This is a genomic window from Pseudomonas sp. A-R-19 (assembly GCF_019956575.1).
In the GTDB taxonomy this organism is placed as follows: domain Bacteria; phylum Pseudomonadota; class Gammaproteobacteria; order Pseudomonadales; family Pseudomonadaceae; genus Aquipseudomonas.
The window spans coordinates 219,933-235,450 of sequence record NZ_JAHBDR010000038.1 but is presented as its reverse complement, the minus strand read 5'-3'; the positions used below and the strand labels follow the sequence as shown (position 1 = coordinate 235,450).

13 protein-coding genes are annotated in these 15,518 nt (G+C 60.7%); 9 read left to right on the top strand and 4 right to left on the bottom strand.

Annotation, left to right across the window (positions count from 1 at the left end; all coding sequences use genetic code 11):
• The 8 genes from KGA88_RS07225 (at position 1) to KGA88_RS07190 (ending at position 8,588) form a co-directional block, all read left to right on the top strand.
• Positions 1-795, top strand: coding sequence for a carbon-nitrogen hydrolase family protein (locus tag KGA88_RS07225; protein ID WP_223589882.1), 795 nt, complete (start codon positions 1-3; stop codon positions 793-795).
• Positions 796-843: 48 nt separating this feature from the next.
• Positions 844-3,273, top strand: coding sequence for a pyrroloquinoline quinone biosynthesis protein PqqF (pqqF, locus tag KGA88_RS07220; protein ID WP_223589881.1), 2,430 nt, complete (start codon positions 844-846; stop codon positions 3,271-3,273).
• A gap of 159 nt (positions 3,274-3,432) precedes the next feature.
• Entirely contained in the window at positions 3,433-3,507 is a 75-nt protein-coding gene (gene pqqA / locus KGA88_RS07215) for a pyrroloquinoline quinone precursor peptide PqqA (RefSeq protein WP_003444522.1), read from the top strand.
• A gap of 81 nt (positions 3,508-3,588) precedes the next feature.
• On the top strand, positions 3,589-4,500 hold the full coding sequence (pqqB, locus tag KGA88_RS07210; protein WP_110660724.1) for a pyrroloquinoline quinone biosynthesis protein PqqB: 912 nt from the start codon (positions 3,589-3,591) through the stop codon (positions 4,498-4,500).
• Positions 4,501-4,627: 127 nt separating this feature from the next.
• Entirely contained in the window at positions 4,628-5,380 is a 753-nt protein-coding gene (gene pqqC, locus KGA88_RS07205; RefSeq protein WP_007993179.1) for a pyrroloquinoline-quinone synthase PqqC, read from the top strand.
• Positions 5,377-5,652: a pyrroloquinoline quinone biosynthesis peptide chaperone PqqD gene (pqqD, locus tag KGA88_RS07200; protein ID WP_103396641.1), complete on the top strand. Its 276-nt coding sequence runs from the start codon at positions 5,377-5,379 to the stop codon at positions 5,650-5,652. Before pqqC ends, pqqD begins: the two co-directional genes overlap by 4 nt.
• Positions 5,624-6,796 carry a pyrroloquinoline quinone biosynthesis protein PqqE gene (gene pqqE / locus KGA88_RS07195; protein ID WP_223589880.1) on the top strand — a complete coding sequence of 391 codons (1,173 nt, stop codon included), beginning with the start codon at positions 5,624-5,626 and terminating at the stop codon, positions 6,794-6,796. Before pqqD ends, pqqE begins: the two co-directional genes overlap by 29 nt.
• Positions 6,762-8,588, top strand: a complete 1,827-nt coding sequence (locus tag KGA88_RS07190; RefSeq protein ID WP_223589879.1) for an alpha/beta hydrolase family protein — start codon at positions 6,762-6,764, stop codon at positions 8,586-8,588. Before pqqE ends, KGA88_RS07190 begins: the two co-directional genes overlap by 35 nt.
• Positions 8,589-8,719: 131 nt before the next feature.
• Here KGA88_RS07190 and KGA88_RS07185 read toward each other — a convergent pair whose 3' ends face one another.
• Together KGA88_RS07185 and KGA88_RS07180 are read right to left on the bottom strand one after the other, a co-directional pair.
• Positions 8,720-8,878 (bottom strand): YqaE/Pmp3 family membrane protein, encoded by a 159-nt coding sequence (locus KGA88_RS07185; protein WP_003228885.1) that lies wholly within the window; start codon positions 8,876-8,878, stop codon positions 8,720-8,722.
• A gap of 179 nt (positions 8,879-9,057) precedes the next feature.
• Complete coding sequence (locus tag KGA88_RS07180; RefSeq protein ID WP_223589878.1) at positions 9,058-10,341, bottom strand: aspartate aminotransferase family protein; 1,284 nt, start codon at positions 10,339-10,341, stop codon at positions 9,058-9,060.
• Between the two features lie 169 nt (positions 10,342-10,510).
• On the opposite strand from KGA88_RS07180, the gene KGA88_RS07175 reads away from it, so the two are divergent.
• Entirely contained in the window at positions 10,511-11,440 is a 930-nt protein-coding gene (locus tag KGA88_RS07175) for a LysR family transcriptional regulator (protein ID WP_110662404.1), read from the top strand.
• A 226-nt stretch (positions 11,441-11,666) separates the two neighbouring features.
• Here KGA88_RS07175 and KGA88_RS07170 read toward each other — a convergent pair whose 3' ends face one another.
• Both KGA88_RS07170 and KGA88_RS07165 read right to left on the bottom strand, forming a co-directional pair.
• Positions 11,667-13,445 (bottom strand): acyl-CoA dehydrogenase C-terminal domain-containing protein, encoded by a 1,779-nt coding sequence (locus KGA88_RS07170; RefSeq protein WP_223589877.1) that lies wholly within the window; start codon positions 13,443-13,445, stop codon positions 11,667-11,669.
• 242 nt (positions 13,446-13,687) lie between these two features.
• A complete protein-coding gene (locus KGA88_RS07165) occupies positions 13,688-15,484 on the bottom strand; it encodes an acyl-CoA dehydrogenase C-terminal domain-containing protein (protein WP_223589876.1) in 1,797 nt (598 codons plus the stop codon).
• Positions 15,485-15,518: the final 34 nt, after the last annotated feature.

Sequence of the window (15,518 nt, the reverse complement as noted above, 5' to 3'; positions counted from 1 at the left end):
ATGCGCGTAGCCCTTTACCAATGCCCACCGCTGCCTCTGGATGTCGCTGGCAACCTGCAACGCTTGCACCAGCTTGCGCTGGAGGCAAAAGGTGCCGACCTGCTGGTGCTGCCGGAAATGTTCCTGACCGGCTACAACATCGGTGTCGATGCCGTCAGTGTGCTGGCTGAGGTGCATAACGGTGAGTCGGCGCAGCAGATCGCGCGCATTGCCAAGGCGGCCGGGATCGCCATTTTGTATGGCTATCCCGAGCGCACCGCCGACGGGCAGATCTACAACGCCGTGCAGTTGATCGACGCCAGTGGCGAGCGCGTGTGCAACTACCGCAAGACTCACTTGTTCGGCGACCTCGATCACTCGATGTTCAGCGCAGGTTCCGATGAGTTTCCTATCGTTGAGCTCAATGGCTGGAAGCTCGGTTTCCTGATCTGCTACGACCTGGAATTTCCGGAAAACGCCCGGCGCCTGGTCCTGGCCGGTGCCGAGCTGATCCTGGTGCCGACCGCGAACATGATTCCGTTCGATTTCGTCGCCGATGTCACCGTGCGCTCCCGCGCCTTCGAAAACCAATGCTATGTGGCCTACGCCAACTATTGCGGCCACGAAGGCGACATCCACTATTGCGGCCAGAGCAGCATCGCCGCGCCGGATGGCAGCCGCATCGCCCAGGCAGGACTTGATGAAGCATTGATTGTCGGTGAGCTGGATCGTCAGTTGATGGTCGACTCCCGCGCCGCCAATCGCTACCTGATCGATCGTCGTCCCGAGCTTTACGGCGACCTGAGCAAGCGCTAGTCCACTGTAATCCGCTAGCATTGGCACTTCACTGTTCTGGAAGTGCCCATGCCCGCGCTGAATCACCCTCGCCCCCACACTGAAACCCTGGCCAATGGCTTGCGGGTGACGCTGCGTCATGCCCCTGATTTGAAGCGCTGCGCAGCCGCGTTGCGGGTCGCCGCGGGCAGCCATGATGTGCCGCTGGCGTGGCCTGGCCTGGCGCATTTTCTTGAGCATCTGCTGTTTCTCGGTACCGTGCGTTTTCCTGCGGGACAAGGGCTGATGGCCTACGTCCAGAGTCATGGCGGGCAAGTGAATGCGCGGACCAGCGAACGCACCACGGATTACTTTTTCGAACTGTCACCCCAAGCGTTTGCCGGTGGGCTGGAGCGTCTGTCAGACATGCTCGCCCATCCACGTATGAATCCCGACGATCAGCAGCGAGAACGGGAAGTGTTGCAGGCGGAGTTTGTCGCGTGGTCACAAGATCCGGCGGCGCAACAACAGCGGGCATTGTTCGATGGGCTTTCTGAGGCTCATCCGCTGCGAGGTTTCCACGCGGGCAATCGCGATAGCCTGCCGGTGCCGCAACCCGAATTTCAGCAGGCATTGCAGGATTTTTATCAGCGGTTCTATCGGACAGGGCAGATGACCTTGAGCCTGGCCGGTCCGCAAAGTGTCGATGAATTGAGAGCGATGGCCGAGGCATTTGGCCAAGCCCTTGCCCAAGGTGAAACAGCCCCACAACAATCCCCCGCGCCGCTGATGACGACCTCAGTCTCAAGTTATCAACAGGCTGGCGAACAACGACTGGATCTGCTGTTTGCCCTCGAGGCCCTGCCCGAATCTTCCACCGAAGCACTGCTGTTCCTGTGTCACTGGCTGAACACCGAGAAGCCGGGTGGTTTGCTGGCGGATTTGCGTGAGCGTGGATTGGCGGAACAGCTCAAGGCCGAGTTGCTGTATCAATTCGCCGGGCAAGCCTTGCTGCACGTCGAGTTCACCTTGCCCGCCAACTCCGTCGCAACCGGGATTCGCGAGCGGCTGATGGATTGGCTGGGCTTCTTCGCCCGGCAAGACTGGAGCCCGCTGCGCGAAGAGTACGTCGCCCTGCTCCAGCGCCAGCAGCAAGTCAGCAGCGCCTTGCAACTGGCCCGACTGGACAGCGAGCAACTCGAAGTCGGGTTATCCGGGCAAGGCGTTACAGCCCTCAAGCAAATCCTCAAACAAATCGGCGCTGTGGATAACTTCAGCGGGCCATGGCAATTGCCCGCACCCAACCCGTTCCTGCGTACCGAAGCACCGGCGCCCAACGCCGGATTGATTCGCGGCCAGACCAGCGCCCATCGTGGTTTGCGCACTTTTGCCCAGGACCGTTCGCGCAGCCGTCGTGAACGGTCGCCGATGCAATTCAGCCAGGCATGGCCGGACAACAGCGCTGAAGGCGCGATTTATCTGCGCTGGCGCCTGGACTCGGCTCCCGGCAGCAGCCTCCAGTCACGGCTGGAAAGTAACCTGCAGCCGTTGCGCGAAGACGCGCGGCAGGCCGGTGTGGATTTGTCCTTCAGTGCGTCGGGCAACGAATGGCTGCTCAAACTAAATGGGCTACAGGAGCCGATGTCCGCCGTCCTCGAGCATGTGCTGAAAGAACTGACAAAACCCGATGCCGCTGTCTCACAAACCGCATCGACCAGCGTTGCGTTGATACCGATTCGACAACTGCTCAAAACATTGCCCGATCACTGCCACGGGCACACCGCGAACTCGGATGACGTGCAGCAACTCTGGTCGAGTGCACGCTGGGATGGGCTGGCCATCGGGTTATCGGCTCAGACTCAAGCGGCCATGGGCCTGGCCTTGAGCCGCATACCCGGCACGCCGGACAATCAACCGACGCCGCCCTCTTCGATCCTTGCACAGCATCTGTGGAGCACTGTCGATACCACTTCCAGCGAGCACGCGTTGCTGCTGTTCTGTCCGACAGCCACTCAGGAAATGGCCGACGAAGCCGCGTGGCGGTTGCTCGCGCATGTCTGCCAGACGCCGTTCTACCAACGCCTGCGGGTGGAGTTGCAACTCGGCTATGCGGTGTTCAGCGCCCTGCGGCAAATCCACGGGCAAACCGGGTTGCTGTTCGGCGTGCAATCGCCAAGCGTTGCACCTGTGGAGCTGCTGCAACACATCGAGCAATTCCTGGATCGATTGCCGGAGCTGATTCACGCGCTCGACGACAGCACCTTCAACGCTCAACGCCAGGCCCTGGCGGATCAGTTTTCCAGCGCTGCGCTTACCACGGGGCAAGCGGCCGAATTGCTCTGGCAGGGCAAGCTGGCCGGCCGTTCGTCGGATTATCTGATGCACTTGCCCGAGGCCATTGTGCGCATTGACCGGACCGCTCTACTGGCTGCGGCCCAACGCCTGAATCAGGCCGAAGGCGGCCGGCGGTGCCTTGCCAACAACGCTGTACCCGGCGCGCCATGGCAAGCGGCAAAATGATCATTACCGGGGCTGTAAGGAGCTTTCTCAAAGTTTCACGGGCAATCTCTTTGAAATTTTGAGTAACATAGCAACCTAACTATCTGGAACCTCTTTGACTTTGAGGTGGCCTATACCTATAGATAGCGCTGTCCTACCCCAACCGAAGGAGTTCAATTTATGGCCTGGACCAAACCTGCCTACACCGACCTGCGTATCGGCTTTGAAGTCACCATGTACTTCGCCAGCCGCTAATCTCTGCCTTGGCAGATGTGCAGCACAACGCCTCGGTTATCCGAGGCGTTTTATTTTCAGCGTTGAAATGATGGAGCGCCCATGTTCGTCCAGATTCTAGGTTCCGCCGCCGGCGGCGGATTCCCCCAGTGGAATTGCAACTGCGTGAACTGCGCAGGCTTTCGCGACGGGAGCCTGCGGGCCACGGCTCGGACGCAATCGTCCATCGCAATTTCCGATGACGGCGTGAACTGGGTGCTGTGCAACACCTCCCCGGACATCCGCGCGCAACTCCAGAGCTTCGCCCCGATGCAGCCGGGTCGCGCCCTGCGCGATACCGGGATCGGTGCGATCATCCTGATGGACAGCCAGATCGACCACACCACCGGCCTGCTCATGCTGCGCGAAGGTTGCCCGCATCAGGTCTGGTGTACTGACATGGTCCACGAGGATCTGAGCAGTGGCTTCCCACTGTTCACCATGCTGACGCACTGGAATGGCGGGCTGAACTGGAACCGCATCGAACTCGATCAAAGCTTCAGCGTCCCGGCTTGCCCGAACCTGCGCTTCACTCCGCTGCCACTGCGCAGCGCCGCGCCGCCCTACTCGCCGCACCGTTTCGACCCGCATCCGGGCGACAACATCGGCCTGATCGTTGAAGACCTGAACACCGGTGGCAAACTGTTTTACGCACCGGGACTTGGCAAAGTCGATGCGCCGCTGCTTGAGATCATGGCCGACAGCGATTGCCTGTTGGTCGATGGCACCTTGTGGGATGACGACGAAATGCAGCGTCGCGGGGTCGGCACGCGCACCGGTCGCGAAATGGGCCATCTGGCGCAGAACGGCCCCGGCGGCATGCTCGAAGTACTCGAACAGTTGCCCGAGCAGCGCAAGGTGCTTATCCACATCAACAACACCAACCCGATTCTCGATGAGGATTCACCACAGCGCGCGGAGCTGGATCGGCGCGAGGTTGAAGTGGCTTATGACGGCATGAGTATTGTGTTGTAGCTGAGAGCCCCTTCGCGGGCAAGCCCGCTCCCACAGTTGACCGCATTACCCTGTGGGAGCGGGCTTGCCCGCGAAGACGTCCGACCAGACACCAAAGATTTCAACGGTTGTTCCCCGGAGAACCGCAATGACCGACACCCCGATGTCCCCCGCCGAATTCGAAGCGGCCTTGCGCGCCAAGGGCGCCTACTACCACATCCATCATCCGTACCACGTGGCGATGTACGAAGGCCGGGCCACCCGCGAACAGATCCAGGGCTGGGTCGCCAACCGCTTCTACTATCAGGTGAACATTCCCCTGAAGGACGCGGCAATCCTCGCTAATTGCCCTGACCGCGAGATCCGCCGCGAGTGGATTCAACGCCTGCTCGACCACGACGGCGCGCCCGGTGAAGATGGCGGCATCGAAGCCTGGCTGCGTCTGGGCCAGGCCGTCGGCCTCGACCCGGATCAACTGCGCTCCCAGGAACTGGTACTGCCCGGCGTGCGTTTCGCCGTCGACGCCTACGTCAATTTCGCCCGCCGCGCCAGTTGGCAGGAAGCCGCGAGCAGCTCGCTGACCGAACTGTTCGCCCCGCAGATCCACCAATCGCGCCTGGACAGCTGGCCCCAGCACTACCCGTGGATCGACCCCGCCGGTTACGAGTATTTCCGCACCCGCCTGGGCCAGGCACGGCGTGATGTCGAGCACGGTCTGGCGATCACGCTGCAGCACTACACTACCCGTGAAGGCCAGGAACGCATGCTGGAAATTCTCCAGTTCAAACTGGACATTCTTTGGAGCATGCTCGATGCCATGAGCATGGCCTACGAACTGAAACGCCCGCCGTATCACAGCGTGACCGGGGAACGGGTCTGGCACAAAGGAATCACCTTATGAGTTTCGATCGCAGCAAGACCCCGACCTGGCGCACCGGCTACCGTTTCCAGTACGAACCGGCGCAGAAAGGCCATGTGCTGCTGTACCCCGAAGGCATGATCAAGCTCAACGAAAGTGCCGCGCTGATCGGCGGTTTGATCGACGGTGAACGGGATGTCGCGGCGATCATCAACGAGCTCGACCAGCAGTTCCCCGGCGTGCCCGAACTCGGAGACGACATCGAGCAATTCATGGAGGTTGCCCGTGCACAGCACTGGATCGAACTTGCCTGATTCATCAAGGCAAGTGCCGCCCACACCTGAAGTCGGCCTGCCGCTGTGGCTGCTGGCCGAGCTGACCTATCGTTGCCCGCTGCAATGCCCGTACTGCTCAAATCCGCTGGATTTCGCCGAACAAGGCAAGGAGCTGAGCACCGAACAGTGGATCAAGGTGTTCCGTGAAGCGCGGGAAATGGGCGCGGCGCAACTGGGCTTTTCCGGTGGCGAACCGCTGGTGCGCCAGGATCTTGCAGAGTTGATTCGCGAAGCCCGCCAGCTGGGTTTCTACACCAACCTGATCACCTCCGGCATCGGCCTGACCGAGCAGAAAATCAGCGACTTCAAGAAGGCCGGCCTCGATCACATCCAAATCAGTTTCCAGGCCAGCGACGAACAGGTGAACAACCTGCTGGCTGGTTCGAAAAAGGCCTTCGCGCAGAAACTGGAAATGGCCCGGGCGGTGAAGGCCCACGGCTATCCGATGGTGCTGAACTTCGTGACCCATCGGCACAATATCGACCAGATCGACCGCATCATCGAGCTGTGCATCGCCCTGGAGGCGGACTTCGTCGAACTCGCCACCTGCCAGTTCTACGGCTGGGCGCAACTCAATCGCGTTGGGCTATTGCCGACCAAAGAGCAATTGGTGCGCGCCGAACGCATCACCAACGAATACCGCGCCAAACTCGAAGCCGAAGGGCATCCGTGCAAGCTGATTTTTGTCACCCCGGACTATTACGAAGAACGCCCGAAAGCCTGCATGAATGGCTGGGGCAGTATTTTTCTGACGGTCACACCAGACGGAACCGCCCTGCCCTGTCACGGTGCCCGACAGATGCCGGTGCAGTTTCCCAACGTGCGCGACCACAGCATGCAGCACATCTGGTACGACTCGTTCGGCTTCAACCGCTTTCGCGGTTATGACTGGATGCCCGAGCCGTGCCGCTCCTGTGACGAGAAAGAAAAAGACTTCGGCGGCTGCCGCTGCCAGGCGTTCATGCTCACGGGTGACGCCAGCAACGCCGACCCGGTGTGCAGCAAATCGCCACAACACGGCGTGATCCTCAAGGCTCGCGAAGAAGCCGAACACGCGACCCAGACCATCGACCAACTGGCCTTTCGCAATGAACGAAACTCACGCCTCATCGCCAAAAGCTGAACCTTTCAGCGCTGCCAAAGCCGTCGCTGCCGGTATCGATTTTGCCGAACTGCAGGCCGGTCGGTTGGGCCTGTTCTGGAACGAGTACCGCCCCGAAGACGCGGCATGCCGGATCTGGCACTGGCGTGACGGCGCAGCGAAATGCCTGACGCCACCGGGGTTCAGCGTGCGCAGCCGGGTGTACGAATATGGCGGTGGCGCATTTTGTCTGACGGACGACAGTATCGTTTTCGTCAACGAGGCCGACCAGCAACTGTATCGGCAATCACTGCAAGGCGAAGCGCCGGAAAAGCTGACATCCGGTGCGTGCCGTTATGGCGATCTGCAGTTCGCCAACGGGCAGGTGCTGGCGGTCGAGGAGCATCGCAATCAACACCGACTGGTGGCAATCGACCTGTTCGATGGCGCACGTCACCTGCTGGTCGAAGGGGCTGATTTCTACGCGGCGCCGACGCTCAGTCCTGATGCCCGGCGCCTGGCCTGGATCGAATGGAGTCGCCCGGATCAACCATGGACAGCGACCCGTTTGATGGTTGCCGAACGCCTCGCCAATGGCAGGTTTGCCGAAGCTCGTTGTGTGGCGGGCGACGGCGCTCAAGAGTCTGTGCAACAACCGCGGTTCGATGCCGAGGGGCGCTTGTATTGCCTGACGGATCGCGCCGGTTACTGGCAGCCATGGAAAGCATCTGAAAAAGGCCTGAGCCCATTGCCAAGTGCTGCTGCCGACCATGGCCCCGCGCCCTGGCAACTGGGCGGCAGCACCTGGTTGCCGCTAGGCGGCGACAGCTATCTGGCCAGTTGGACCGAGGGCGGATTTGGCCGATTGGGCATAGGCGGCGATTCCAGCGCCGACTTCACCGGCGACTACAGCCGCTTCCGCCATCTCGCCGTGGATGAGCAGTTCATCTATTGCATCGCCGCGTCGCCCATCAGTTCAACCGCCGTCATCGCCATCGACCGCCAGAGCCGGCAAGTGCAAGTGCTGGCCGGCGGTATTGCACCGCTTGCTCCCGAACAGATCAGCCGCCCGCAAACCCTGCGCTACCCCAGTGGCTCAGGCGAAGCACATGGCTTCTTCTACCCGGCGATGACCGGCGCGGCGAAACCGCCATTGGTGGTGTTCGTCCATGGCGGCCCGACCTCGGCGTGCTACCCGATGCTCGACACGCGTATCCAGTACTGGGCACAGCGGGGCTTCGCCGTGGCCGACCTTAACTATCGCGGCAGCAGCGGTTATGGCCGGGCCTATCGTCAGGCACTGCACTTGAGTTGGGGGGATGTGGATGTCGAAGACGCTTGCGCGGTGGTCAGCCATCTCGCCGAGCGTGGCTTGATCGATGGCGACAACGCGTTCATTCGCGGCGGCAGTGCCGGCGGCTACACCACCCTTTGCGCGTTGGCCTTTCACAACGTGTTCCGCGCCGGCGCCAGCCTGTATGGGGTCAGCGACCCGGTGGCGCTGGGCCGCGCGACCCACAAATTCGAAAGCGACTATCTGGACTGGCTGATCGGCGATCCGCTGCTGGATGTCGAACGCTATGCCTCACGCACGCCACTTTTGCATGCGGGAAATATCCGCGTGCCAATGATTTTCTTTCAAGGAGAACTGGATGCCGTGGTCGTCCCTCAACAGACCCGCGACATGGTCGAGGCCCTGCAGGACAACGGCATCCTGGTCGAAGCGCATTACTATGCGGACGAACGCCATGGCTTTCGCAAGGCCGGTAACCAGGCCCATGCGCTGGAGCAGGAGTGGTTGTTTTATCGGCGGGTGATGGATTCAGTGGACTGAAGCCTGCGTTCATTGCCGAAACGGTGCCGCCCCATTCGCGAGCAAGCCCGCTCCCACAGGTTCTGTGGCGCGCACAAACCCTGTGGGAGCGGGCTTGCTCGCGAAAGCAATCTATCTAGCGCCACAACAATTCAGCGCTTGGCGATGATGTACACCGCATGCACGATCCCCGGAATGTACCCGCACAACGTCAGCAGGATATTCAGCCAGAACGCCCCACCGAATCCTACTTGCAGAAACACACCCAGCGGCGGCAAAAGAATGGCGATGATGATGCGAATAAAGTCCATGGGGCAGCTCCTGATTGGGGTGGGCTCATGCAAGCCCTACAGCTAATCGACCCGTGCCGTTTGTCAGGGTTCAGTCCCTCTTCTCCCGAGCCAAAAAAACGCCCCACGCCAAAAGTGTCGGGCGTGAGGCGTGCGTTTTACCGCGAGACGGTTCTGGAAATTGTGTGAGGCGCCTCGGATCAGACGGCAATCCCTTTGCGGCACTGCAATTGCGCGGTGCGTACTCGGGAGAAGGCGCGCGCCAGGCGCAGGAGCATTTCATCGATGTTGGCGTTGCTGACATTCAGCGCCGGGGTAAAGCGCAGGCAGTCGGGTTGCGCGGCATTGAGCAACAAGCCTTCATACAGCGCGGCCTTGACCACCGCGTCAGCAGAGTCGTCCGACAGCGTCAGCCCCCAAAGCAGCCCTTGTCCGCGCAACTCGCCGTGACCGTAACGATGGGCCAAACGCCCAAGGCCTTCGCGCATGTGCTGGCCGGTTTCCGCGATGTGGTTGAGCAAACCCTTGTCCTGCACACTCTCTAGCACCGCAAGACCCGCTGCGGTCATCAGGGCATTGCCATGGTGGGTACCGGCCATCTCGCCGGGTTCGAAACAGCAGGCTTTGCCCCGCGCCAGCACTGCCGCCAGTGGCACGCCGCCGCCCAGGCCTTTGCCAAGCACGACGATATCGGCCCTTACGCCGTAGGACTGTTCCGCAAGCAAAGTGCCGCAACGACCGATGCCGGTTTGCACTTCGTCGAAGATCAGCAAAATGCGGAGCTCACGGCACAAGCGCTCGACACCCTTGAGGTAATGCGCGGTGGCCGGGATCACGCCGGCTTCGCTCTGGATCGGTTCGAGCATGATCGCCACGGTCCGCTCATCCACGGCCGCATGTAATGCCGGCAGGTCATTGAACGGGACATGACTGAAGCCCGGCAGTTGCGGCTCGAATCGGTTGGCCAGTGTCGAACTGTCCGACGCCGAAATCGTCGCCAGACTACGGCCATGACAAGCGTTGTTGGCGACAATGATTCGCGACGCGCCAGCGCGATGCTGTTGACCCCATTTGCGCGCCAGTTTGATCGCCGCTTCACAGGCTTCGCTGCCCGTGTTGAGCAGGTACGCCTGATCACTACCGGTACTGGCACACAGATGTTCGGCGAGGCTGAGCATGCCGCGGTTGTGCAGGCCGAAACCCGGGTTGATCAGCGATTGAGCCTGGGCAGTGATTGCATTGACCAGTACCGAAGGGCTGTGACCAAGGCTGTTGGCCCCGCCACCCTGGGAAAAATCCAGATACGCACGATCCTCGCTGTCCCACAGCCATGAACCCTGGCCACGCACAAACACTTGTTTCGGCCGCTCGACACTGGGCATCAAGTACTCGCAGGAAAGGTTATCGCCTTGGGATGGCTGGGAGGCGTCCATGACCAGATCATCAAGGCTGGGGGGACTGCGGCGCAGACTGAACAGATTCATCGGGAAAAACCTCTTTTGAGGTTTTTTGCCTTACCTATGTAAACACCATCGAAACAAACGGTATTCATCGCGCTCTGTGGCCCTGTAAGCCTTGTGAATGCGGTTAGACTAGGCTCAGACGAGGCGTTGAGCCATTTCGATTTCCCAGCATTTTCGATAAGTAATACTTATGGATTTCAAGCAACTGCGTTATTTCGTCGCGGTCTACGAAGAAGGCCACGTGGGCCGGGCCGCCGAGCGTCTGTCCATCTCCCAGCCAGCGCTGTCCCAGCAGATCCGCCACCTCGAACAAAACCTCGATGTGAGCCTGTTCGAGCGCAGCAGCAAACGCCTGTTGCCGACCCTCGCGGCCCACACGCTATACAACCATGCCCTGCCTTTGCTCGATGGCCTGCAACGGGCACGGGAGGCGCTCGGCAACTTCAAGGGCCAGGCGCTGCGCACCCTGGCCATCGGTGTATTGCAGACCGTGCACACCAGCCTGGTGCCGCAGATGCTCGAGCGGGTACGCAAGGCGCAGCCGCATCTGGTGGTGCAGATCTATGAACTGACCGGCCTGGAAATCGAGCGGCGACTGCTCAACGGGTCTTTGGACATTGGCATCGGCTACCTGCCGCCGCGCCAGCCAGGTTTGCATGGCGTGATGCTGTACGAAGATGAACTGACCCTGGTCATCCCGGCGGAGCATCCGCTGCGTGAATTCAAGAAAGTCTCCATGAGCCAGGCCGCCGAACTGCCGATGTTGCTGCTGGGCGAGGAATTCCAGATCAGGCAGATCTGGCAGAGCCAACTGGCGAGCCTCGGGCGACGTCCACAGGTGCAAGCCGAACTGAACAATATGGCCGGCATCCTCGACAGCCTGCCGCACACGCGCCTGGCGACGGTACTGCCCGGGCGCTCGCAAAAGACCCATGGCAACCACGAACTGCTGTGGAAACCCCTGAGCGAGCCGCGAGTGCCGCTGAAAGTCGGTTTGGTGTGTCGGGATGTACAAAGGCAGCAGGCCTCGCTGGCCTTGCTGCGGACATTGCTGGAAGACGTGATAAATGGCCCGGATGGACGCTTGAACAGCGCGCAGGCTCTGGATGGACATAGCTAAAACTTTTCTTCGGGCAAAAGAAAACCCCGCCGAAGCGGGGCTTTGCAGACTGTTTCCCTGACATCCGTTTCACTCCGCCGTCCTGGCAGAATCCTACGTGTCCCTGTTGTTGCTTTGCGCTTCCTGCGCTACGTCCATGTGAAGTAGATTAGCTGTGGATCCAATCTGCTTCTATGGGAGAACAGCAGCACGTCATGTAAGAGAATGCTTACAAAACGTTACTTCATCAGAATTGCCCGGCATCCAGCAGGAACAACGACTCGCTGCCGGCCTTCACCGATGCGCTCAACGAGTGAATGCGCGGCAGCAGGCGGGCGAAATAGAAGCGCGCCGTGCCCAGTTTGCTGGCGTAGAAATCGTCCTGCGCTTCCTTGCCGAAAGCCGCCTTGGCCATCAGGGCCCACATGTAGGCGTAAGCCACGTAGCCGAACGCTTGCAGGTACTCGACCGACGCCGCGCCGATTTCGTTCGGATTGCTCTTCGCGCGGTCAAGCAGCCAGGCTGTCAGTTCGTCGAGAGTGGTCACGGCGTCGTTCAGTGGCTTGGTGAATTCAGCCAGATCGGCACTGGCGGTCGCCGTGAAGTGACGAATCTCGTCGGCGAACAGGTTGTAGAACGCCCCGCCGCTGCCGACGATCTTGCGCCCGACCAGGTCCAGCGCCTGAATGCCGTTGGTGCCTTCATAGATCTGGGTGATGCGAACGTCGCGCACCAGTTGCTCCTGGCCCCACTCACGGATGTAACCGTGGCCGCCGAATACCTGCTGGCCGTGCACGGTGGTTTCCAGGCCGAGGTCGGTGAGGAACGCCTTGGCCACCGGGGTCAGCAAGGCCACCAGGTCTTCCGCACGCTTGCGGGTGACGGCGTCTTCGCTGAACTTGGCGGTGTCCAGTTGCATCGCCACGTAGGTGGAAAACGCACGGCCACCTTCGTTCGAGGCTTTCATGGTCAGCAGCATGCGCCGCACGTCCGGGTGGACGATGATCGGGTCAGCCACTTTGTCCTTGTTCTGCGCGCCGGTCGGCGAGCGGCTTTGCAGACGGTCACGGGCGTATTCCACGGCGTTCTGGTACGAGCGCTCGCCAGTGGCCAGGCCCTGGATACCGACGCCCAGACGCTCGTAGTTCATCATGGTGAACATGGCCGCCAGGCCTTTGTTCGGCTCGCCGACCAGGTAACCCACGGCTTCATCGAAGTTCATCACGCAGGTTGCGGACGCCTGGATGCCCATCTTGTGTTCGATCGAGCCACAGTTTGCCGGGTTGCGCGCGCCCAGGCTGCCATCGGCATTGACCATGAACTTCGGCACCAGGAACAGCGAGATGCCCTTTGGCCCCGCCGGTGCATCCGGCAGCTTGGCCAGCACCAGGTGAATGATGTTTTCGGTCAGGTCGTGTTCGCCACCGGTGATGAAGATCTTGGTGCCGCTGACCTTGTAGGAACCGTCGGCCTGAGGCTCGGCCTTGGTGCGAATGATGCCCAGGTCCGTACCGGCGTGTGGCTCGGTCAGGCACATGGAACCGGCCCAGATGCCGGCATACATGTTCGGCAGGTACGCGGCTTTCAGCTCTTCGCTGGCGTGGGCGTTGATCGACAGGCAAGCGCCGGCGGTCAGCATCGGGTACAGGCCGAACGACAGGCTGGCGGAGTTGACCATTTCTTCGACCTGGGCCGAAACGGCTTTGGGCATCCCCATGCCGCCGTAGGCAGGATCGCCACCGACACCGACCCAACCACCTTCAGCGTAGGTCTGATAGGCCTGCGGGAAACCTGCCGGCGTGGTGACGGCACCGTCCGCCCAATGGCAACCTTCTTCGTCAGCGGCACGGCTCAGCGGTGCGATGCTTTTGCTGGTGACTTTGCCGGCTTCTTCCAGGATGGCTTCGACCGTTTCCGCATCGACGGTTTCGGCCAACGCTGGCAGCTCGGCCCAGAGTTTGGCGACCTCGAAAACTTCATTGAGGACGAAGCGCATATCGCGCAGGGGCGCTTTGTAGTCAGCCATGGCAAACCTCGCAAGATCTATACAGATGATTCACAGGAAGAGTATTTTCGTTGGGTCGGAGTGTACCTCAACAACTTTTGTGACACATAGGGTCAGCTCATGACCGTTTTGTTATTTTTAGTCATTTGATTGTGTAGGAGCGAGCTTGCTCGCGAAAAACCCAAAGACGCCGCGGGCATCTGGATTTACGCGTTTTCGTTGACGACCATCGCGAGCAGAGCTCGCTCCTATAGAGGGCGATGTCAGAGCGCAAACATCTCCGCCGGCAGTTGCATCAGGCAATCGCTACCCGCTTCGATGGCCGCCCGATGAGCGGCGGTGCGCGGTAGCAAGCGCTTGAAGTAAAACTCGCTGGTCGCCAGTTTGCCCCGGCAGAAATCACCATCGCCGCTGCCAGCATCGAGCTGCGCCTGTGCCACCAGCGCCATGCGCAACCACAGGTAGCCGAGGACGATGTAGCCGCTGTACATCAAGTAATCCACCGACGCGGCGCCAACTTCGTCCGGGTTTTTCATCGCTGCCATACCAATCTTGGTGGTCAATTCGCCCCACTGTTGATTCAGTTGATTGAGCTGCGCCACATACCCGGCCAGTTGTGGATGTTCGGCGTTCGCCGCACAGAACTTGTGGACAATTTTAGTGAACCCGCGCAGCAGCTTGCCCTGGCTGCCGAGTACCTTGCGCCCAAGCAAGTCCAGCGCCTGAATGCCGTTGGTGCCCTCATAGATCGGCGCGATCCGGCAGTCACGTACCAGTTGCTCCATCCCCCACTCGCGAATGAACCCGTGGCCGCCAAACACCTGCATCCCGTGGTTGGTCACCTCCAGCCCGGTGTCGGTCATGAAAGCCTTGCAGATAGGCGTGAGGAACGCCAGCAAGTCTTCGGCATCCTGGCGCGCCGTTTCGTCCGGGCTCAGGTGTGCAATGTCGAGTAACTGCGCGGTGAAGTAGGTCATTGCGCGATTGCCTTCGTTGAAGGCTTTCATGGTCAGCAACATCCGCCGCACGTCAGGGTGCACGATGATCGGATCGGCGGCTTTTTCCGGCGCTTTCGGTCCGGTCAGCGCACGCATCTGCAAACGGTCATTGGCGTATTTGATCGCGCCCTGGAAGCTCGCCTCGCCCAGACACAGCCCTTGCATGCCGGTGCCCAGCCGCGCGTGGTTCATCATGGTGAACATGCAGTTCAGGCCTTTGTTCGGCTCGCCGATCAAAAAGCCTTTGGCCTCGTCAAAGTTCAGCACGCAGGTGGCCGAAGCCTGGATGCCCATCTTGTGTTCGATCGAGCCGCAGGACACGCCGTTGCGCTCGCCCGCCTCGCCCGTCGCATCGGGCAGGAACTTGGGCACGATGAACAGCGAAATGCCCTTGGTCCCGGCCGGGGCGTCCGGCAATTTGGCCAGCACCAGGTGAATGATGTTGGCACTCATGTCGTGCTCGCCCGCGGAGATGAAGATCTTGCTGCCGGAAATCGCATAGCTGCCATCGGCAGCCGGTACGGCGCGGGTCTTGATGATGCCAAGGTCGGTGCCGCAATGGGCTTCGGTCAGGCACATGGTGCCGGTCCATTGGCCAGCGGTGAGCTTCTTCAAATAGGTGTGCTTTTGCTCCTCGGTGCCGTGGGCGTGGATCGCCGACATCGCACCGTGTGTCAGGCCGGGGTACATGCCCCAGGAGGTGTTGCTGGAACCGACCATCTCGCTGATGACCAGACCGAGAGAGATTGGCAAGCCTTGACCGCCGTAAGCCGGATCCGCCGCCAGACCATGCCAGCCACCTTCCACGTATTGTGCGAAGGCCTGCTTGAAGCCCGCGGGCGTGGTGACCACGCCATTGTCGAAATGGCAGCCTTCTTCATCGCCACTGCGGTTGAGCGGCGACAGCACGTTTTCGCAGAACTTCGCACCTTCTTCGAGGATCGCATTGACCATGTCCGGGCTGGCATCGGTGGCCCCCAGTGCGGCGTAGTTAGCGTGAAAGTCGAAGACGTGGTCAATCAGAAAGCGCATGTCGCGCAAGGGAGCTTTGTACTCGGGCATGGTCATTCTCCGTCGGCAGATTTCTTCAACCTAC